The sequence below is a fragment of the Paraburkholderia flagellata genome (assembly GCF_021390645.1).
Classification (GTDB): domain Bacteria; phylum Pseudomonadota; class Gammaproteobacteria; order Burkholderiales; family Burkholderiaceae; genus Paraburkholderia; species Paraburkholderia flagellata.
This window is the reverse complement of record NZ_JAJEJT010000001.1, coordinates 2,581,391-2,598,931: the sequence shown is the minus strand read 5'-3', so window position 1 is coordinate 2,598,931 and position 17,541 is coordinate 2,581,391. Positions and strand designations below refer to the sequence as shown.

The following is a 17,541-nucleotide window of genomic DNA, read 5'->3' as shown; positions in this document are numbered from 1 at the left end:
TGCGGCGTGTTGTATCCTTTGCCCGCCGGTTGATCCGGTAATCAGTGCGTCTTCAGGGCGGGGTGAAATTCCCCACCGGCGGTATGCCGGCCGCGCCGAAAGGCAAAGCCGACGAGCCCGCGAGCGCCTGCGCGAGCGTCATGATGTGATGCGCAGGGTCAGCAGATCTGGTGCGAAGCCAGAGCCGACGGTCATAGTCCGGATGAAAGAAGATGTGCAGATGGTCATGTTTGCCCATCCGCCGCGGCGTTTCGGCCGATGCGTGTGCGTCCCCATTTTTTGGGGGAGCCGCACGTGTGCCGAATGACGCGTGCCGGGGAATCCTGTCTGTTTGCAATGCCCTGAAACGTTTTTCGCCTAACTCTCGCGAGGAGCGTTTCACATGTCCCTTACTGCCAGTACCACTCTCGCTTCATCCCAGGGCGCGCCGCTCGACGCCGCCGCCGATCTCCCGTTCATCGATTCCGAGCCGGTGCCGCCGCGCATTGCCGCCGCGTTGCAAGCCATGCGCGAAGGCCGTCCGGTCGTGCTGCAGGACGACCACGACCGCGAGGACGAAGCCGATCTGATCGTTGCCGCCGAACGCCTGACGCCCGAAACGATGGCGCTTTTCATCCGCGAATGCAGCGGCATCGTGTGCCTGTGCCTCTCCGACGAGAAAGTGCGAGCGCTCGAACTGCCGCCGATGGTGAGCCACAACGAAAGCCGCAACCGCACCGCGTTCACGGTCTCGATCGAAGCGCGCGAGGGCGTTAGCACAGGCGTTTCGGCCGCCGACCGCGTGACGACGATCCGCGCTGCGATCGCTCCGAATGCGAAGCCTGCCGATATCGTGCGTCCGGGCCACGTGTTCCCGCTGCGCGCGCAGCAGGGCGGCGTGCTGGCACGCCGCGGCCATACCGAAGGCACTGTCGATCTGGCGGCGCTCGCGGGCCTCGCGCCTGCCGGCGTGCTGTGTGAGCTGATGAACCCCGATGGCACGATGGCGCGCGGCAAGCAGGTCGATGACTTTGCGAAGCTGCACAACCTGCCGATGCTCTCGATTGCCGAACTTGTGGCGTTTCGCGAGTCGCTCGCCACGGCGCGCGAGCGCTGCGCCGAACCGGCCTGAGGCGCGCTGAAGTAGCGGGGTGACAGACGTGGCGCCGCCCGGCGCCGCGACTCGTTTTCACTGCGGCGCTTGCGGCCTCTGCGGCTCGTGCGGTCTGCCCGCGTGCCGCACGCGCAGCCTTACGACTGCACGTCGCCGAATTCGCCGCGTACGCCGGCCTCGACGAGCGCCGGCAGCTCTTCCATGTGCGCCATGATGCGCGTGATGCCCATCTCGCGCAGCACGTCGGCGTAGCCCGAAGGAATGTGGCTCGCGCCCACGAACGCGATCGTCTTCATGCCTGCCGCGCGCGCGGCGTTCAAACCCGAAATGCTGTCCTCGACGACGATGCAACGCGCCGGCTCGACGCCGAGCTGCTTCGCCGCGTGAAGATAGACGTCCGGATAAGGCTTGGGCCGCAAGACCTGCTCGGCACTGAAGATACGCTCGCCGAAGATCGTGTCGAGCCCGGCGCGCCGCACCGAAGCGTGCACGCGCGTGAGCCGGCTGTTCGAAACGACGGCGGCAGGAAGCGTCACCTGGCGCAAGGCGTCGCGCACGCCGTTGATCGGGCTCACCGACTCGGCAATGGCCGCTTCACAACGATGTTCGATCGTCTCGAGAAAGTCGTCGGGCATCGTGAGATTGAAGCGCGCCGCAACGTCAGCGAGAAAGCGCGAGGTCTGCTGGCCAAACGCTGCGTTCACGGCGGCGTGAAAGTCGATGCCGGGAAAGGTGCTGCTGAGCGTTTCGAAGAGAACGCGGTCGGCGATGACTTCGCTGTCGACGAGCACGCCGTCACAGTCGCAGATGAGATGGTCGATCATGCGTGAAACGAGAGGCCGGGCAACGCGCGGCCAGGGGCCGGCGCGCGCGCCTGAGCCAGGCAGGCTGGAAGGTGGAAACCCCCCATGATACGTGCTTTTGCTTTCTGGACGCAGCGCACGCGTGGCCCACGACGCTCAGACGTCGTCCGATGCGTTTGCCGCGCCGGCATCGGCCCACGCTTTCGCTGCGCCAATCGCGCGCTGCCAGCCGGCCAGATACCTGGCGGCATCGTCGCGCGCCAACGAAGGCGTGAAGCGGCGCTCGAGGCTCCAATGTTGCTGGAGTTCGTCGATATCGCGCCAGAAGCCCACCGCGAGTCCGGCCAGATATCCCGCGCCCAGCGCGGTGCTCTCGCTCGAGCGCGGCCGCAACACATTCACGCCCAGCAGATCGGCCTGGAACTGCATGAGCAGATCGTTCGCGCTGGCGCCGCCATCCACGCGCAGTTCGTTCGCGCGCATACCCGAATCGGCCTCCATGGCGGCAAGGACGTCGAACGATTGATACGCGATGGCGTCGAGCGCGGCGCGTGCGATATGCGCCGCGGTCGTGCCGCGCGTGAGCCCGAACACCGTGCCGCGCGCGTGCGCGTTCCAGTGCGGCGCGCCGAGTCCGGCGAATGCAGGGACGAGGTACACGCCGTCGCTGTGCGCCACGCTGGCAGCAAGCGGTTCGATTTCCGCGGCGGTGCGGATGATGCCGAGCCCGTCGCGCAGCCATTGCACCACGGCGCCCGCGATGAAGATGCTGCCCTCCAGCGCATATTGCGTTTGCCCAAGCGCTTGCCACGCGATGGTGGTGACGAGGTTGTGGCTCGACTCGATAGGCCGCGCGCCGGTGTTCATCACGAGAAAGCAGCCGGTGCCATACGTGTTCTTCACCATGCCGGGCTGCAGGCACATCTGCCCGAAGAGCGCCGCATGCTGGTCACCGGCCACGCCGGCAAGCGGGATTTCCGCTGCGAAGAGCGACGCGGCCGTGCGCGCATAGATCTCAGAGGACGAACGCACCTCCGGCAGCATGCTGCGCGGAATCTCGAAGAGCGCGAGCAGGTCGTCGTCCCAGCGCAGCGTGTGGATGTCGAAGAGCATCGTGCGCGCGGCGTTGGTGACGTCGGTGGCGTGCAACGCGCCACGTGTGAAGTGCCACAGCAGCCAGCTGTCCACTGTGCCGAACGCAAGCTGCCCCGCGGCCGCTTTTTCGCGCGCGCCTTCGACATGATCGAGAATCCAGCGGATTTTCGTGGCCGAAAAGTATGCGTCGATCGGCAGGCCGGTTTTCGCGCGCACCATCGGCTCGAGGCCGCGCGCTTTCAATTCGTCGCAATAGCCGGCCGTGCGGCGGTCCTGCCAGACGATGGCGTTGTACACGGGTTGACCCGTTGCACGGTCCCACACGATGGTCGTTTCGCGCTGGTTCGTGATGCCGATGCCCGCAATAGCAGCGGCCCCGACGCCCGCGCGCGTGAGCGCCTCCGCCGCGACGCCTGCCTGGCTTGACCAGATGTCGCGCGGGTCATGCTCGACCCAGCCGGGCCGCGGGTAAAGCTGCGCGAACTCCTTCTGCGCGAGCGCGACGATCGCGCCGCTGCGGTCGAGCAGCAGGGCGCGTGAGCTCGTCGTGCCTTGGTCCAGCGCGAGGATGTACGACTCAGCGTGCGACTGAGGCATCGTCCAGTCTCCTTGGGTGGTGCGCGGCGGTACGCACTGCGGCGGCCTGCCGGCGGCAGGCGCGCGCCGAGGGGCGTGGCATCGAAACCAGCATAGCCCGAAAGCGAATTGCGCTCGACTCGGCCGAACGGTCAGGGTGTCGCTGGCGCGCCTCGGTGCGACAATAACCGGGTCGGGATGCAGTCGTTCTAACCAGTCGAAAACGATAACGAGGCAATCATGCGTGCAATTGCAATGTTCGGTGCGGCCGTGCTGCTCGCGGGGTGCGTGGGCGCGCCGCCGGGCCCGGAAGGCGGGGGGCGCGCACCGTCGCTCGCCGCTTTGCAGCAGATGTGCGGCGGCCAGGCGGTCGATTTCGGTGTGTACGCGCCGGGCGTCTACGCGGCCATGTTCGACGCCTGGGTCGCCAATCGGCGCGGCAGGTTGCCCCAAGACCAGTTTTGCGGCTTCCAGGCACAGCTCGCGCAGCAATACACCACGCTCGGCAAGAGCGGTAACGGAGAGGCGCGGGGCGAGTGGGTGAACTTCCTTAATACGCAGCGCGCGCAGGCGCTGAGCTGGCGGGCGGCGGTCGACCCCACGCTGCGAGCGGGCTAGGCGGGGCGAGGCGTGGCAGGACGTGTGCATGCGCGCGTGCGTGGAGGCACGCGTGGGTGCGAGTCAGCACGCGCCGCGCACGAGGGCATACGAAGGCGCAAAAAAATGGTCACGCGGGCATGAAGCGCGCGGGTCCGCGTGACCATGCACTGCAGGCGCGTACGTCTACTGCCGTGCGCCTGCATCGGGGACGTGCCCGACAAGCCGGGCTCGCGGACGATTCATTCGTCCGCGCAAATCGAAAGAGGGCAATGGAGCCTGTGGCTGGGCGGGCACTTGGCCCGCAGGATCAGGCTACGAACACCGTTTGATGGCGCGCAACGCAGAGTCGCCGATTTCGGTTAGTCGCCATTGCTGAAGGCCTGATGCAAGGCGCTCCAGTTGGACGAGCTGTCGTTCGAGCAAGGCGTCCAGTTCTTCTCGCTCCATGTCGAGCTGGTTGGGGGCGTCCTGTACTAGCAGCAGGGTGGCGAATTCATGCGGACTCAGCATCGTTCTCTCCGTGTTGCCGCATCAGAGGTCGCTGGTTGCGGCCCGCGGGGCGGCGCAGCGACAAGAATGCGGTGGTGTGAGCGAAAGCCTGCGACCGTGCAGATCGAGTGGCCGGAAGGACCGGCCGTCTGGACCGCCTGTGCGCGGCCAAAACGGCATCCAGCCCGGGATCTACCTCGGGGAACTGGAGTGTAGTCAACGCCGCTGCGTTGTACAAACCACGCCCCAAAAATATTCCCTTTGACATTCGAGCCCGCATGCAGCGGTGGTGCGAGCCGTCCTGATTCGCGAAATCACTTGAGGTTCGTACTGCACTGCGGCACGCAATGAGCGAGTCCGCCTTGATCTGCTGCGCATCACGTGCTCGGTGTCGCTCGCAGGTATTCCGTTTGCGCCGCGGCCGGCGAGCGTCACATGACGTAATGCGGGGAAGTCGTCTGTTTCCGGAACTGCGGGGGCCGGGCCCGGTCTGTGCTTTGTGACTGCAGCTACGTGAAACTGCGGCTAAGATTGAAATAGGGATGGCTGGTAATGCTCGCCACGCGTGACTGGCGCAGTTCGCCGGCAGTTCGCCGGGCCTGGGGGCTTCCGGCCAGGCGCCGCGCGTCGTGAGCGAAGATACCGCTTCGGGAGTAGGACACAATGCGTAACGAAAACGAGCCTCGCCATGTGATGCCGTGGCGCATCGAAGACATCGATCTCACACGTATCGACCGTCAACGTGCCGCCGCCAACGAAGACCTGATGCTGCTGCTGAGCGCCTCGTCGTTCATCGAAAGCGGTTCCGATCTTTACACCAGCAACCTGAACGTGTTCTTCAACGGCGACCCCGAGGTCTCCGAGTGGCTCAACCGCGAATGGGAGCCCGAGGAGCTTCAGCATGGACGCGCGTTGAAGACGTACATCCAGTACGTGTGGCCCGAGTTCGACTGGGACGCGGCCTTTCAGAATTTCATCGAAGAGTATTCGAAGACCTGTTCGTTCGAGGAGTTCGAGAAAACGCGAGCGCTCGAAATGGTCGCGCGGTGCGTGGTCGAAACCGGCACCGCCACGCTCTACCGCGCGATCGGCGAGTATTCGGATGAGCCTGTGCTCAAGGAAATCACCGACAACATTCGCAGCGACGAAGTGCGCCACTACAAGCACTTTTTCAGGTATTTCAAGAAGTACAACCAGATCGAAGGGCACGGGCGTCTCGCCGTGCTCGGCGCGCTCATGCGCCGCGTGATGGAAATCAGGAACGAGGATTCCGAGATCGCGCTGCGCCATGTGTACGCGGGCCGCTACCCCGACCGCGTGCGCGACGAGGCCTATAGCCGCGAGCTCACCACGCGCGTCAACAACCTGGTGCGCCACAATCTTTCCGCCGACATGTGCGTGAAGATGCTGCTCAAGCCGCTCAACCTGCCCGCGAAGATCCGGCCGGGCGTGCACTATCCGCTCGCGAAGATCACGCAACTTGTCTTCTTCCGCTAGGACATCGGCGCGCGCGAAAACAAAAAGCCCGCTGCGAGAGCGGGCTTTTTCGTTTCTGGACGCGAAGATCAGCGGTCGCGCTGGCCGTTGCCGTCGCGGCGCGAACTGCCGCCTGGGCGGCCACCGAGCAGCGCGCCCGGGTTGCCTTGTGGCTTGCGTTGTTGCTGGCGGCCCAGTGCGCTTTCGTGCGAAACGCCGCGCTGGCTTTCGCGACGCGTATGCTCGCCGCGCGCACTTTGTGCGCCATGATTCGCACCTTGCTGTTTCACGGGCTTGGCGGTGCGAACGCCGCCGCCGTTCGGGGCCGGCCTGGCCGGGCGCTGGCCGCCGTTGCCGCCGCCGTTGGCTGCTTTCGCGCGGTTGTTTTCACGGCCGCCTTCGCGGTTGCCTTCACGATTCCCTTCGCGGCCACCTTCGCGATTACCGCCGCGCGGCTCGCGCGATTCACGTGCCTGCGCGGGACGTCCGCCGTTCGCGGCATTCGCGCCATTCGACGCACCGCGGCCCTGACCTTGCCCTTGCCCCTGGCGCGGCGAGCGGCCTTGCGGCTGGCTGCGCCGCTGGATCGGCTCAGGCTTCGCGTTCGGGTCCGGCTCGAAGCCCGGAATGACCTCCTGGGGCACCGCACGCTTGATAAGCCTTTCGATGTCCTTGAGCAGTTGATGCTCGTCCACGCACACGAGTGACACGGCTTCGCCCGTTGCGCCCGCGCGGCCGGTGCGGCCGATGCGGTGAACATAGTCCTCGGGCACGTTCGGCAGATCGTAGTTGACGACGTGCGGAAGCTGGTCGATATCGATCCCGCGCGCGGCGATGTCCGTGGCGACGAGCACCTGGAGCGTGCCGTCCTTGAACTCGCTCAAAGCGCGCGTGCGTGCCGACTGGCTCTTGTTGCCGTGAATCGCGAGCGCGCTGATGCCGTCCTTCGTGAGCTGCTCGGCGAGGCGGTTCGCGCCGTGCTTGGTGCGCGTGAACACGAGCACCTGAAACCAGTTGTGCTGGCGGATCAGGTGCGTGAGCAGGTCGCGCTTGCGGTCGCGGTCGACGGGATAGATCTTCTGCGCCACGGTTTCGGCCGTGGTGTTGCGGCGCGCGACTTCAATGAGCGCGGGCGAGTCGAGCAGGTTGTCGGCGAGCGCCTTGATCTCGTCGGCGAAGGTGGCCGAGAAGAGCAGGTTCTGGCGCTTGGGCGGCAGCTTTGCGAGCACGCGCTTGATGTCGTGGATGAAGCCCATGTCGAGCATGCGGTCGGCTTCGTCGAGCACGAGAATCTCGATCTGCGAAAGGTCGATCGTCTTTTGCTGCATGTGATCGAGCAGGCGCCCAGGCGTCGCGACCACGATATCCACGCCGCGCTTCAGGGCGTCGATTTGCGGATTGATGCCCACGCCGCCGAACATCACCGTGGACTTGAGCTTCAGATACTTGCCGTAGGCGCGCACGCTTTCTTCGACCTGCGCGGCGAGCTCACGCGTGGGCGTGAGGATCAGCGCGCGCACCACGCGCTTGCCCGTAGCGGCCGGCGGCATGTCCGTGAGGCGCTGCAGGATCGGCAGCGTGAAGCCGGCGGTCTTGCCGGTGCCGGTTTGCGCGCCGGCGAGCAGGTCGCCGCCGCCGAGCACGGCGGGAATCGCTTGCGCCTGGATGGGCGTCGGCGTGCTGTACCCAAGTTCGTTGACTGCGCGGACCAGCGGTTCGGACAAGCCGAGAGAATCGAAAGACATAAATACCTGTTGTATTGCAGTAGCGCGGGCGTCGCTTCGCGGCCCGAGGGCGCGCTGCGCAGCCAAAGCGGTGTTGCCGGGTCAAATGCGCCAGGCGTTGCCGCTTTTTCGCGTTGTTCGGACGGCGCGCCAGTGCGCGCGCCGCGTTTTTTTCTTCATGGAACGGACGGGTCTAAGAAGACACGTCGTCTGGCGTTAAGTTGCATCGAGCGGCCGCGGACACTGCGGCGGCCGTGCGATGCCCTTGCATTGACGCGTCACGCGACGTAGCGCGCGACGCTCACGAATTGACAGACGCTCCCGGCGAGCACGAACAGATGCCAGATTCCATGTCCGTGCCGGATGCGCTCGTCATTGATGAAAAAATAAATGCCGACGCTGTAAATGACGCCGCCGGCCAGCAACCATGCCGTGCCCGCGGCCGGCAAAGCCTCGATGAGCGGGTGAACCGCCACCACCGCGAGCCAGCCCATCACCACGTAGAGCACCATCGAAAGCGCTCTCGTGCGCCTCCCGAGCGTGAGTTCCTGCACGATGCCAAGGACCGCGAGCCCCCAACTCACGCCGAAGAGCGACCAGCCCCAAGGTCCGCGCAGCGTCACAAGCGTGAACGGAGTATAGCTTCCCGCGATGAGCAGATAGATCGCCGCATGGTCGCACTTTTGCAGCACCGCCTTCAGACGCATGCCGCGCACGCCGTGATACAGCGTCGAGATCGTGTACAACGCGCACAACATCGCCCCGTATACCGCAAAGCTCACGACCTTATAGGCATCGTGATCCAGCGCCGCGAGCGTCACGAGCGAAACGAGCCCCGCTACCGACAACATCGCGCCCACGAGGTGAGTAATGCTGTTCAGACGCTCACCGGCGTGCATGACGACCACTCCTTGTTCTTCTTGAGCGCTACGCGTGCCAGTGGAACATCGTTCCAGCCCGTACGCGCTGTGCTCGACCGCAGCGTTCAAAACCAGGCCTGACGGGCCACGGAACCGTTTTCACCGAACGGCCCGGCGCCAAATAGCGAAGGGCGCAGCCCGCGCTCCGCGGACTGCGCCCTTATCAGGCAACCGTCACTATAACAAACGAGCGTCAGTCGAGCGGAGACGAGCGCAGGTCGGCGACCTGCTGCGGGGACACCGGCGTGCCCTTGTTGCCCCAGGACATGCGGATGAACGTCACAACCGCCGCAACCTCCTGGTTCGAGAGCGACTGCGCGAACGGCGGCATGCCGTAAGGGCGCGGGTTGCCCCCGGTGCTCGGCGGATAACCGCCGTTGAGCACCATGCGGATCGGGTTCACGGCCGAATGCATCTGGATCGACTGATTGTTCGCAAGCGGCGGGAAGTTCGGCGGCATGCCGAGACCGTTCTCCGCGTGGCACTTTGCACACTGGTCATGGTAGATCTTCTGACCTTGCTGCAAGAGTTCGCCACCGAACGCTTCCGAAGTCTCCATCTGCATCGTTTCGGGCGCTTCCTTCTTCTGCGGGATGGTCTTCAGATACGAGGCCATCGCATGGATATCGTCGTCCGAAAGGTATTGCAGGCTGTTGTGGATCACGTCCGCCATCGGGCCGAACACGGCGCCGCGCGAGGAAACGCCGGTCTTCAGGAGGCTCGCGATGTCCTTGATGTCCCAGTCGCCGAGGCCGCCTTCGCTGCCCGTGAGCGACGGCGCGTACCAGTTCTGCAGCGGGATCAGGCCGCCCGCGAAGGCCGCCGAGTTGACCGGGCCGCCCACCGCGTTGATCGACGTGTGGCACATGCCGCAGTGGCCGAGGCCTTCCACGAGATACGCGCCGCGGTTCCATTCGACCGACTTGGTCGGATCGGGCTTGTACTCACCCTCGCGGAAGAACAGCGTGCGCCAGCCGATCAGCAGGTTGCGGTTGTTGAACGGGAACTTGAGCTCGTGCGGACGGCTAGGCACGTTGACAGGCGGGACCGAGCGCAGATAGGCGAAGATCGCGTCGGCGTCGGCGCGCGTGACCTTGGTGTAGCTCGCGAACGGGAACGCCGGATAGAGCAGGCTGCCGTCCTTCGAGCGGCCCGTGTGCATGGCGCGATAGAAGTCGTCGGCGCTCCACTTGCCGATGCCGTACTGGTCGTCGGGCGTGATGTTGGGCGTGTAGAGCGTGCCGAACGGCGTGGCCATCGGCAGGCCGCCCGCGAACATCTGGCCGCCGCGCACGGTGTGGCACGCGATACAGTCGCCGGCGCGCGCGAGGTACTCGCCCTTCTTGATGAGATCGGCCTGGTCGTCGGGCGTCGCGGCAAGCGCTGCGCCATTTTGCAGATAGTGGGTGCCCGACCAGAGCACCGGTACGAGGGCCGCGGCGGCGGCCACGACGACGGCGGAAAGTGCGAACAGCGACTTGCGGTTCATATTGGCTGTCTCCCCGGCGCCTTATTGCGGTTCGCTGCCGCAAGCAAGCGGCGTCTTGAGTGAGCCAGCCGGCGCCGGCACGGGGTTCTGCGGCGCGCTCTGCGTCGAGAGCCAGGCCGCGACCGCGTTCACATCCTGGTCGGTGAGGCGCGTGGCGATCTCATGCATGCAGTCGGGCGCCTTCGCATGCCGCGAGCCCGAGCGCCAGGCGCCGATCTGCGCGCTGATGTAGTCCATGTGCAGACCGACCAGACCCGGGATGGCCGGTTCCATGCCGGTGAGCTTCGCGCCGTGGCAGGCCGCGCAGGCAGGCACCTGCTTGGCCGGGTCGCCGTGCAGCACGATCTGCTGGCCGCGCGCGAGCGTGTCGCTACCGACCGAAGGCTTCGCGGGCGGCGGGTAGGGCGGCCGCTGCTGCGAGAAGTATGTCGCGATCTCGTGCAGGTAGTCGTCGGAGAGATAGGTGACCAGATAATTCATCGGAGGGTACTTGCGGCGACCCTCGCGGAAGTTCATTAGCTGGTTGAACAGGTACTCGGCCGGTTTGCCGGCGAGACGCGGGAAGTAGTCGTTGTCGGTGCCCTCGCCGTGCGCGCCGTGGCACGCGATGCAACCCTGCACGCGTGCGGCGATCGTGTCGGGGGCTTTGGGCTGCGGCGCCGAGGCCGCCGTCTGGGCATATGCAGCGCTGAGAACGCCGGTCGACCCGAGCAAAAGTGCTGCTGCCAGAGGCGCGACGAGCGGAATGAGCGGTCGGAAGATACGTCTTGGGGACACGCGTAACTCCATCTTTATCGTGGACCTGACCAGGCTTCGAACGGCCCGGCTTCCAGGCTGCGCGCGATGAAAACAGAAGACCGAGCGCGCTGCGGCGACGCAGCAGATTCTAGCATCGGGAACTCATAGTGACCATTTGCCACATGCGCCACAAGACCCACACGACGCCTTCGACGCAACATCGCGACGTGCTTGCGGCCAATAGTCGCGGCGCTGCCGGTTATGATTCTGCACCTGTTCGCCGATCGGTGACACGGGGTTGTCCCGCACCCGCGCCACACCCGCCGAGCCGCGCGTCGCTGAGTTCATGCATGACCTCATGCCATGCGCATTCCGAAGCCGCGTTCAGTCTCGTGGCCCGGCTCGATGCTCGCGCATGGAATCCGCGTTGAACCTGCTTCGAATCCGCATTCAAGTTGCATTGAACCGAACGGTGCGGCGCCTATCGAAGCAGGCACGCTTGCGGACGTGCGAAGCGATGCGTTGTGATGCGTCTGTGTCCTGCCGTTGCTGTTTTCATGTTGTTTCCTTGCCACTTGTCTCGATGACTCCAATTGCACTTTTCCTATCGTTGCATCAAGCCGACCTTTCCACTTCGCGCGAAGTCCGCGCGACCCGCAACACGCGTGAGGGCGAGGTCCGATGAAAGCTGACTGGCTCTGGATCGGGCAGGTCGCCATGGCGGCCATCGTCAACATTGCGTACGCCTTCGCGCTCGGCTCGGCGTTCTATGGCGCGTGGCTCGAGAAGGATGGCCGCACGGCCGTCGCGCCCGCGCGCCTTGCATGGCTGCGTGCGCAACGCTCGCTGCGCGCCTCGGCGGTCGTGCTCGTCGCGGCGCTCATCATGTGGATGCTTTACGAAAGTGCGTCGGTCAGCGGCGAGTCGTTGCCCGGCGCGTTCGGCGTGGTCAGCACGGTGCTCTCGCAAACGCATGTCGGCCACGCGTGGTCCGTTGCTTTCGCGGGTGCGCTCGTGCTGCTCGGCTGCGCATTCGCGGCCTCGAGCGTGGCGCGTGACGGCGTGCTGTGGCTCGCGCTCGTCGCCATCGCCGCAGGGCGTGCGGGGCTCGGGCATGCCGCGGATGCGGGCTTCGCTTCGGCGGCGCTCGGCCTTCATACGCTGCATGTGCTGAGCGCGAGCGCGTGGAGCGGCATCGTCATGGCGGGCGGTCTTGCTGTCCTGCCGGCACTCGGCGCATCGACGGCGCGCGGCGTGTTGATCCGCACGGCGGGGCAGGTCTCGAACGTGGCGTTCTTCGCGGTGGGCTTCGTGATCGCGACGGGCGTGTTCAACGCGCTGCGCGGCAGCGGCGGTTCGCTCGACGCCATCGTGGACAGCACGTGGGGCCGGGTGCTGCTGCTCAAGATCGCGCTCGTCGTGCTCGCGCTCGTGATGGGCGGCTTCAACCGGCTCGTGGCGATGCCGGAGTTGCGGCGCGCGGCGTCGACATCGGCGGCGCGCCGCTTCGTCAACGTGATCCATCTCGAAGCGATCGTGATGATCGGCGTGCTGGTGACTGCCGCTGCGCTCGCGCACAGCGTGCCGGGCTATGTGTTGCAGGGCTGAAACGTCGCCCGTGGCGCTTCGCTGAAACTTACTCGTAGCCGAGACGGTGACTCAGGATGGGGGCGCAGAAGAGGGCGATGGCGCAACCTGCGGCGTTGCCTTCGAGTTCCGCTAACGCCGCCACGGACGAAGGATTCGCGATCAGCGCGAGCAGTTGCGGCGCGCACCATAAGGCCGCGGCGCCGATCGCGGCGTATTCCACCCAGCCGATGCGCCAGCCGCGCGCGAAGGCAATGGCGCCAGCGAGCACGCGCATGAAGCCGAAGGCGACGAGTGCGCCTACGGCGGCTTGTTCGCGGATGAGATAGTCGGGAAGCGACGCGTCCATGGAAACCCTTGCAATACCGAAGTTGGGTTGCAAGGGAATCTGCAAGGAGCAGGCCAGCGAGTGGCGCTTGCTGGCGACGAATGTGCTCGATGATGGCCGCGCCTTGAGTGGCGCGGCTTTCCATGAACTGGCTGTGTGCGCAAACGACATAAGCCGATTGCGCGATTCGCTAGCGTGCGCGCCAGAGCGCGCAAAGGGGCGCGAAATGTTACGTCGCCGAAACGCGCGGCCTTGAGCGTGTCACGTTACGTTGCGTGCCGCGCGTTTGACGCTCGTCTGCGCATCACCATTCGGCGACGCTGCCATCCTCGTGACGCCACACCGGATTGCGCCAGCGGTGACCGGTCTTTGCCATCTCGCGCACCTTCTCCTCGTTCACGTCGATGCCAAGACCCGGGCCCTGCGGAATCGAAACGAAGCCGTCTTCGTACTTGAATACTTCGGGATTCCTGATGTAGTCGAGCAGGTCGTTGCCCTTGTTGTAGTGGATGCCGAGGCTCTGCTCCTGGATGAACGCGTTGTAGCTCACCGCGTCGATCTGCAGGCAGGTGGCGAGCGCGATCGGCCCGAGCGGGCAGTGCAGCGCGAGCGCGACGTCATAGGCTTCGGCCATTGCGGCGATCTTGCGGCACTCGGTGATGCCGCCCGCGTGCGACGCGTCGGGCTGGATGATGTCTACGTAACCGCCTGCGAGAATGTGCTTGAAATCCCAGCGCGAATAGAGACGCTCGCCCAGCGCGATCGGCGTGCTCGTCTGGTTGACGATATCGCGCAGCGCCTCGACGTTCTCGGAGAGCACAGGCTCCTCGATGAACATCAGCTTGTACGGATCGAGCTCTTTCGCGAGCACCTTGGCCATGGGCTTGTGTACGCGGCCATGGAAGTCCACGCCAATGCCGACGTTCGGGCCCACGGCCTCGCGCACGGCCGCGACGTTGTTGATGACGCCTTGCACCTTGTCGAACGTGTCGATGATCTGCAACTCTTCCGAGCCGTTCATCTTCACGGCCTTGAAGCCGCGCTCAACCACGGCGCGCGCGTTGTTGGCCACGTCGCTCGGGCGGTCGCCGCCGATCCACGAATACACCTTGATCTTGTCGCGCACCTGGCCGCCGAGCAGCGCGTGCACGGGCACGCCATGATGCTTGCCCTTGATGTCCCACAGCGCCTGATCGACGCCGGCAATCGCGCTCATCGAGATCGGGCCGCCGCGATAGAAGCCCGCGCGGTACATCACCTGCCAGTGGTCCTCGATCAACAGCGGGTCCTTGCCAATCAGGTAGTCGGCGAGTTCATCGACGGCAGCGGCCACCGTATGCGCGCGGCCTTCGACGACCGGCTCGCCCCAGCCGACGATCCCCTCGTCGGTTTCGATCTTCAGAAAGAGCCAGCGCGGCGGGACGACGAAGGTTTCGAGCTTGGTGATTTTCATGCAGTGTCTCCATGACCTGAGCGGTAGGGCGGCGCTCGCGCCACGCGCGAGCAGCATCATCTTCAACCGCACATGCTACTGCAAAATTCGCCTTTAAGTGCTATTAATAGTATTATTTTGCAACCCTTCCCAATATCCAGGAGAACCGCGATTCAACGCGATCTGCACGGCACCGTGGCCTACGAACTCGGCAGCGCGATCCTGCGCGGCGACTATCCGCCCGCGACGGTGCTGCCGCGCGAGGCCGAACTCATGGCAACCTTCGACGTAAGCCGCACGGTGCTGCGCGAGGCGCTGCGCACACTCACCTCGAAAGGGCTCGTGGAGTCGCGTCCACGAGTGGGCACGCGAGTGCGTGCGCGCGAAGCGTGGAACCTGCTCGACGCCGACGTGCTCGACTGGTACGCGCGCGTGGCGCCGCCGCTCGCTTTCGCGCTCAAGCTCCAGGAAATGCGCGAAATGATCGAGCCTTTCGCAGCCGGACTGGCCGCAAGCGCGCACGATGCCGACGCGCTTGCGTCGATCGCCGCCGCGCACGAGGCCATGGCCGAAGCGCGCAATGTGGACGAATGGGTGCGCGCGGACCTGCGCTTTCATCTCGCGGTGTTGGGCGCTTGCCGCAATGAATTGCTGGTGCCGCTCGGCACGCTGATCGAGCGCACGCTCGAAGGCCAGTTGCGCGTGAACGCGAAGCGCGCCGAGGTGTTCAATGCGGCGCTGCCCGACCACACCCTCGTGTACGACGCGATCGCGCACCGCGACGCCCTAGCGGCGAGCCGCGCGATGGCGGCGCTGTTGCGTGTGACGCGCGAGCGTATCGAGAGCTGAATGGGTGCGCCCGCAACGAAGATAGCAGTCCTCAGCGCGCCTCCACAGGCATCCGCGAGAGGCCGAGCACTCCTTGCAGGATGGCGGCGCGCGACTGGCCAAGGATCTGACCTTGCCAGAGTGCATCATCAAAGCAGAACGTAGCGCGGATCTGCTCGCGAATGCCGGCGGCCTCAGGCGCGGCCGGATGGCAGCGCACCCACACATCGGCGCGCAGCATATGCAGCATCGGCACGAGCGGCACGGTGCCGAACTCGATTGCAATCGCCGTTGTCTGCGCTTGCGGGCAGGTCGTGCGCAGCGTATCGAAAATTGGGCCGCCCACGTTCGACGCGATCGTCGTGCCGTCGAGCGGACTTGCCACGTCGGCGCCCCACCAGGCACGCGCGCGCCCCAGCTCCGCTGCATCGATGCGGCCTGCGCAAATCTTCTCGCCATGCCCGGCCGGACCGAGGCCGGTATGAAAGTCGATCCAGCCGATTTGCTCGCACTGGCTCGCGTGTTGCGCGAGCAGCGTCTGCAGCAGGCGGGTGCTCCATACGTGCCGATCGCCGCCATAAAACAGGCCGTCCGCATGGTGGTACTGGCCCGTCGTCAGCGCGCGTTGATAGGCGGGTTCGCCGTGGCTTGCAATGTAGCTGGCGATTGCCTCGGCGTTGCCGGCGGAAGGCGGCCATTGCGGCGGCACGAGCAGCGCGTGCAGCGCCTCGTAGTCCTCGTTGCGCGGAACCGGATGCGCGAAATCGATGCTGTTGCGATTGAGGTCGACGTTGTCCTCGTTCGTGCGCGAGAGCCACGAAAAGCCATACGGGTTGATCGCGTGCACGACGAGCACGGCCACGCCGAGCGCGGCGAGGCGCACCTGCAGCGCGGCGTCGCCGAGCAACGCCGTTTGCGCCGCGCTCCCACAAAATCCTTCGACGCCATGCGTGCCGGACGTCAGCACGAGCAGGCGCTTCGCGTCGGCGGGGCCGAGTCGAACGACATCGGTCGCGAGCGCCTCGCCTTCGCGCCCTTCCAGCTCGGGGATCACGTGGCTCGCGAGCGCCAGGCCGCGCGCGGCGGCAGCGCCCATGAACCGGGCGCGTGCCTCGCTGTAAGTGGTCGAAAACAGGGAAGCCATGTGTGCTTATTTCGTGAGGAAGGCTTCGACGAGGCGAACCCAGTACGTCGACCCCAGTGTGAGCACGTCGTCGTTGAAATCGTAGCTCGTGTTGTGCAGCATGCACGGGCCGAGGCCGTGGCCGTGCGCGCGATGGTCGCCGGTGCCATTGCCGATATACGCGTAGCAGCCGGGGCGCTCGAGCAGGAAGAACGAAAAGTCTTCCGCGCCCATGGTGGGGTCGATATTGCGCACCACGTGGTTGGCCCCGACGACCTCCTTCATGACGTCGAGCGCGAAGTGCGTTTCGGCTTCGGTGTTGACCGTCGGCGGATAGTTGCGGTGGAACGAGAACTCCACCGTGCAACCGTAAGCGGCTGCCGTTGCTTCGGAGAACTCACGCATGCGCTTCTCGATCAGGTCGAGCACGTCGATCGAGAACGTCCGCACGGTGCCGGCCAGCGTCGCCGTGTCGGGAATTACGTTGACGGCCTCGCCTGCCTGCATCTGCGTGATCGAGAGCACGGCGGCGTCGATCGGGCGCTTGTTGCGCGTCATGATGCTTTGCAGGCCCGTCCCGATCTGCATGGCGGTCAGCACGGGATCGATGCCGTCTTGCGGAATGGCGGCGTGCGCGCCCGTTCCCTTCACGACGATGCGAAACTCGTTGCTCGACGCCTGGGTCGCGCCCACGCGCGCACCGAAGCTGCCCGCGGCGAGGCCCGGCCAGTTGTGCAGGGCGAAGACCGCATCGACGGGAAACTTCTCGAAGAGGCCGTCTTCGAGCATGGCCTTCGCGCCGCCGCCGCCTTCCTCGGCGGGCTGGAAGATGAACACCACGGTGCCGTCGAAGTTGCGATGCTGCGATAGATGCTGCGCCGCGCCGAGCAGCATCGCCGTGTGGCCGTCGTGCCCGCACGCGTGCATCTTGCCCGCGTGCTTCGATGCGTGCGCAAACGTGTTGAGTTCCTGGATCGGGAGCGCGTCCATGTCGGCGCGCAGGCCGATGGTTTTCGTGCCGGTGCCGTTGCGCAGCACGCCGACGACGCCGGTCTTGCCGAGGCCGCGCGTGACTTCGATGCCCCAGGACTCGAGCCGTTCGGCGACGAGCGCGGACGTGCGATCTTCTTCGTAGCGCAGTTCGGGATGGGCGTGGATGTCGCGGCGAATGGCTTGCAGTTCGGCTTCGGCTGCGGCGATTTCGGCGATGATGGTCATGAGACTCCCTTCGTTTCGGTGA

At 65.5% G+C, this 17,541-nt stretch carries 16 protein-coding genes and 1 riboswitch; of the genes, 5 read left to right on the top strand and 11 right to left on the bottom strand.

Going from position 1 to position 17,541, the window contains the following annotated elements:
- The first annotated feature begins 44 nt into the window (after positions 1 to 44).
- Positions 45 to 218: riboswitch (FMN riboswitch) on the top strand.
- A 164-nt stretch (positions 219 to 382) separates the two neighbouring features.
- On the top strand, positions 383 to 1,111 hold the full coding sequence (ribB, locus tag L0U83_RS11650) for a 3,4-dihydroxy-2-butanone-4-phosphate synthase (protein ID WP_233882851.1): 729 nt from the start codon (positions 383 to 385) through the stop codon (positions 1,109 to 1,111).
- A 119-nt stretch (positions 1,112 to 1,230) separates the two neighbouring features.
- On the opposite strand, the gene L0U83_RS11645 is transcribed toward ribB, so the two are convergent.
- Positions 1,231 to 1,917 carry an HAD family hydrolase gene (locus L0U83_RS11645; protein WP_233882841.1) on the bottom strand — a complete coding sequence of 229 codons (687 nt, stop codon included), beginning with the start codon at positions 1,915 to 1,917 and terminating at the stop codon, positions 1,231 to 1,233.
- Positions 1,918 to 2,052: 135 nt separating this feature from the next.
- Positions 2,053 to 3,588: a glycerol kinase GlpK gene (glpK, locus tag L0U83_RS11640; RefSeq protein ID WP_233882839.1), complete on the bottom strand. Its 1,536-nt coding sequence runs from the start codon at positions 3,586 to 3,588 to the stop codon at positions 2,053 to 2,055.
- Positions 3,589 to 3,807: 219 nt separating this feature from the next.
- On the opposite strand from glpK, the gene L0U83_RS11635 reads away from it, so the two are divergent.
- A complete protein-coding gene (locus tag L0U83_RS11635; RefSeq protein ID WP_233882829.1) occupies positions 3,808 to 4,185 on the top strand; it encodes a hypothetical protein in 378 nt (125 codons plus the stop codon).
- 294 nt (positions 4,186 to 4,479) lie between these two features.
- On the opposite strand, the gene L0U83_RS11630 is transcribed toward L0U83_RS11635, so the two are convergent.
- Positions 4,480 to 4,677, bottom strand: coding sequence for a hypothetical protein (locus tag L0U83_RS11630; protein WP_028205977.1), 198 nt, complete (start codon positions 4,675 to 4,677; stop codon positions 4,480 to 4,482).
- A gap of 642 nt (positions 4,678 to 5,319) precedes the next feature.
- Here L0U83_RS11630 and L0U83_RS11625 point away from each other — a divergent pair.
- Positions 5,320 to 6,153 (top strand): ferritin-like domain-containing protein, encoded by an 834-nt coding sequence (locus L0U83_RS11625; protein ID WP_308445032.1) that lies wholly within the window; start codon positions 5,320 to 5,322, stop codon positions 6,151 to 6,153.
- A gap of 68 nt (positions 6,154 to 6,221) precedes the next feature.
- Here the strand turns inward: L0U83_RS11625 and L0U83_RS11620 are convergent, their stop codons facing one another.
- The 4 genes from L0U83_RS11620 to L0U83_RS11605 form a co-directional block, all read right to left on the bottom strand.
- On the bottom strand, positions 6,222 to 7,877 hold the full coding sequence (locus tag L0U83_RS11620) for a DEAD/DEAH box helicase (protein WP_233882827.1): 1,656 nt from the start codon (positions 7,875 to 7,877) through the stop codon (positions 6,222 to 6,224).
- A 257-nt stretch (positions 7,878 to 8,134) separates the two neighbouring features.
- On the bottom strand, positions 8,135 to 8,755 hold the full coding sequence (gene trhA / locus L0U83_RS11615; protein WP_233882825.1) for a PAQR family membrane homeostasis protein TrhA: 621 nt from the start codon (positions 8,753 to 8,755) through the stop codon (positions 8,135 to 8,137).
- Between the two features lie 214 nt (positions 8,756 to 8,969).
- Complete coding sequence (locus L0U83_RS11610; protein ID WP_233882823.1) at positions 8,970 to 10,265, bottom strand: c-type cytochrome; 1,296 nt, start codon at positions 10,263 to 10,265, stop codon at positions 8,970 to 8,972.
- A 21-nt stretch (positions 10,266 to 10,286) separates the two neighbouring features.
- Entirely contained in the window at positions 10,287 to 11,054 is a 768-nt protein-coding gene (locus tag L0U83_RS11605; protein WP_233882821.1) for a c-type cytochrome, read from the bottom strand.
- Positions 11,055 to 11,684: 630 nt separating this feature from the next.
- Here L0U83_RS11605 and L0U83_RS11600 point away from each other — a divergent pair.
- Positions 11,685 to 12,611 carry a CopD family protein gene (locus L0U83_RS11600; RefSeq protein WP_233882819.1) on the top strand — a complete coding sequence of 309 codons (927 nt, stop codon included), beginning with the start codon at positions 11,685 to 11,687 and terminating at the stop codon, positions 12,609 to 12,611.
- 28 nt (positions 12,612 to 12,639) lie between these two features.
- Here the strand turns inward: L0U83_RS11600 and L0U83_RS11595 are convergent, their stop codons facing one another.
- Positions 12,640 to 12,939: a hypothetical protein gene (locus L0U83_RS11595; protein WP_233882817.1), complete on the bottom strand. Its 300-nt coding sequence runs from the start codon at positions 12,937 to 12,939 to the stop codon at positions 12,640 to 12,642.
- 283 nt (positions 12,940 to 13,222) lie between these two features.
- Positions 13,223 to 14,371, bottom strand: coding sequence for a galactonate dehydratase (gene dgoD, locus L0U83_RS11590; RefSeq protein ID WP_233882815.1), 1,149 nt, complete (start codon positions 14,369 to 14,371; stop codon positions 13,223 to 13,225).
- Positions 14,372 to 14,485: 114 nt separating this feature from the next.
- On the opposite strand from dgoD, the gene L0U83_RS11585 reads away from it, so the two are divergent.
- Positions 14,486 to 15,199 carry a FadR/GntR family transcriptional regulator gene (locus L0U83_RS11585; protein WP_233883878.1) on the top strand — a complete coding sequence of 238 codons (714 nt, stop codon included), beginning with the start codon at positions 14,486 to 14,488 and terminating at the stop codon, positions 15,197 to 15,199.
- Positions 15,200 to 15,230: 31 nt separating this feature from the next.
- Here the strand turns inward: L0U83_RS11585 and L0U83_RS11580 are convergent, their stop codons facing one another.
- On the bottom strand, positions 15,231 to 16,322 hold the full coding sequence (locus tag L0U83_RS11580) for a M14 family metallopeptidase (protein WP_233882813.1): 1,092 nt from the start codon (positions 16,320 to 16,322) through the stop codon (positions 15,231 to 15,233).
- 6 nt (positions 16,323 to 16,328) lie between these two features.
- Positions 16,329 to 17,519: a M20 aminoacylase family protein gene (locus tag L0U83_RS11575; RefSeq protein WP_233882811.1), complete on the bottom strand. Its 1,191-nt coding sequence runs from the start codon at positions 17,517 to 17,519 to the stop codon at positions 16,329 to 16,331.
- Positions 17,520 to 17,541 lie beyond the last annotated feature (22 nt).

What these genes read in the sequence shown, in the direction of transcription:
- L0U83_RS11595 (WP_233882817.1), bottom strand. Translation starts at nt 12,939, where the DNA reads ATGGACGCGTCGCTTCCCGACTATCTCATCCGCGAACAAGCCGCCGTA.
- L0U83_RS11580 (WP_233882813.1), bottom strand. Translation starts at nt 16,322, where the DNA reads ATGGCTTCCCTGTTTTCGACCACTTACAGCGAGGCACGCGCCCGGTTC.
- ribB (WP_233882851.1), top strand. Translation starts at nt 383, where the DNA reads ATGTCCCTTACTGCCAGTACCACTCTCGCTTCATCCCAGGGCGCGCCG.
- L0U83_RS11600 (WP_233882819.1), top strand. Translation starts at nt 11,685, where the DNA reads ATGAAAGCTGACTGGCTCTGGATCGGGCAGGTCGCCATGGCGGCCATC.
- L0U83_RS11610 (WP_233882823.1), bottom strand. Translation starts at nt 10,265, where the DNA reads ATGAACCGCAAGTCGCTGTTCGCACTTTCCGCCGTCGTCGTGGCCGCC.
- L0U83_RS11645 (WP_233882841.1), bottom strand. Translation starts at nt 1,917, where the DNA reads ATGATCGACCATCTCATCTGCGACTGTGACGGCGTGCTCGTCGACAGC.
- dgoD (WP_233882815.1), bottom strand. Translation starts at nt 14,371, where the DNA reads ATGAAAATCACCAAGCTCGAAACCTTCGTCGTCCCGCCGCGCTGGCTC.
- L0U83_RS11625 (WP_308445032.1), top strand. Translation starts at nt 5,320, where the DNA reads ATGCGTAACGAAAACGAGCCTCGCCATGTGATGCCGTGGCGCATCGAA.
- L0U83_RS11575 (WP_233882811.1), bottom strand. Translation starts at nt 17,519, where the DNA reads ATGACCATCATCGCCGAAATCGCCGCAGCCGAAGCCGAACTGCAAGCC.
- L0U83_RS11630 (WP_028205977.1), bottom strand. Translation starts at nt 4,677, where the DNA reads ATGCTGAGTCCGCATGAATTCGCCACCCTGCTGCTAGTACAGGACGCC.
- trhA (WP_233882825.1), bottom strand. Translation starts at nt 8,755, where the DNA reads ATGCACGCCGGTGAGCGTCTGAACAGCATTACTCACCTCGTGGGCGCG.
- L0U83_RS11635 (WP_233882829.1), top strand. Translation starts at nt 3,808, where the DNA reads ATGCGTGCAATTGCAATGTTCGGTGCGGCCGTGCTGCTCGCGGGGTGC.
- L0U83_RS11605 (WP_233882821.1), bottom strand. Translation starts at nt 11,054, where the DNA reads ATGGAGTTACGCGTGTCCCCAAGACGTATCTTCCGACCGCTCATTCCG.
- glpK (WP_233882839.1), bottom strand. Translation starts at nt 3,588, where the DNA reads ATGCCTCAGTCGCACGCTGAGTCGTACATCCTCGCGCTGGACCAAGGC.
- L0U83_RS11620 (WP_233882827.1), bottom strand. Translation starts at nt 7,877, where the DNA reads ATGTCTTTCGATTCTCTCGGCTTGTCCGAACCGCTGGTCCGCGCAGTC.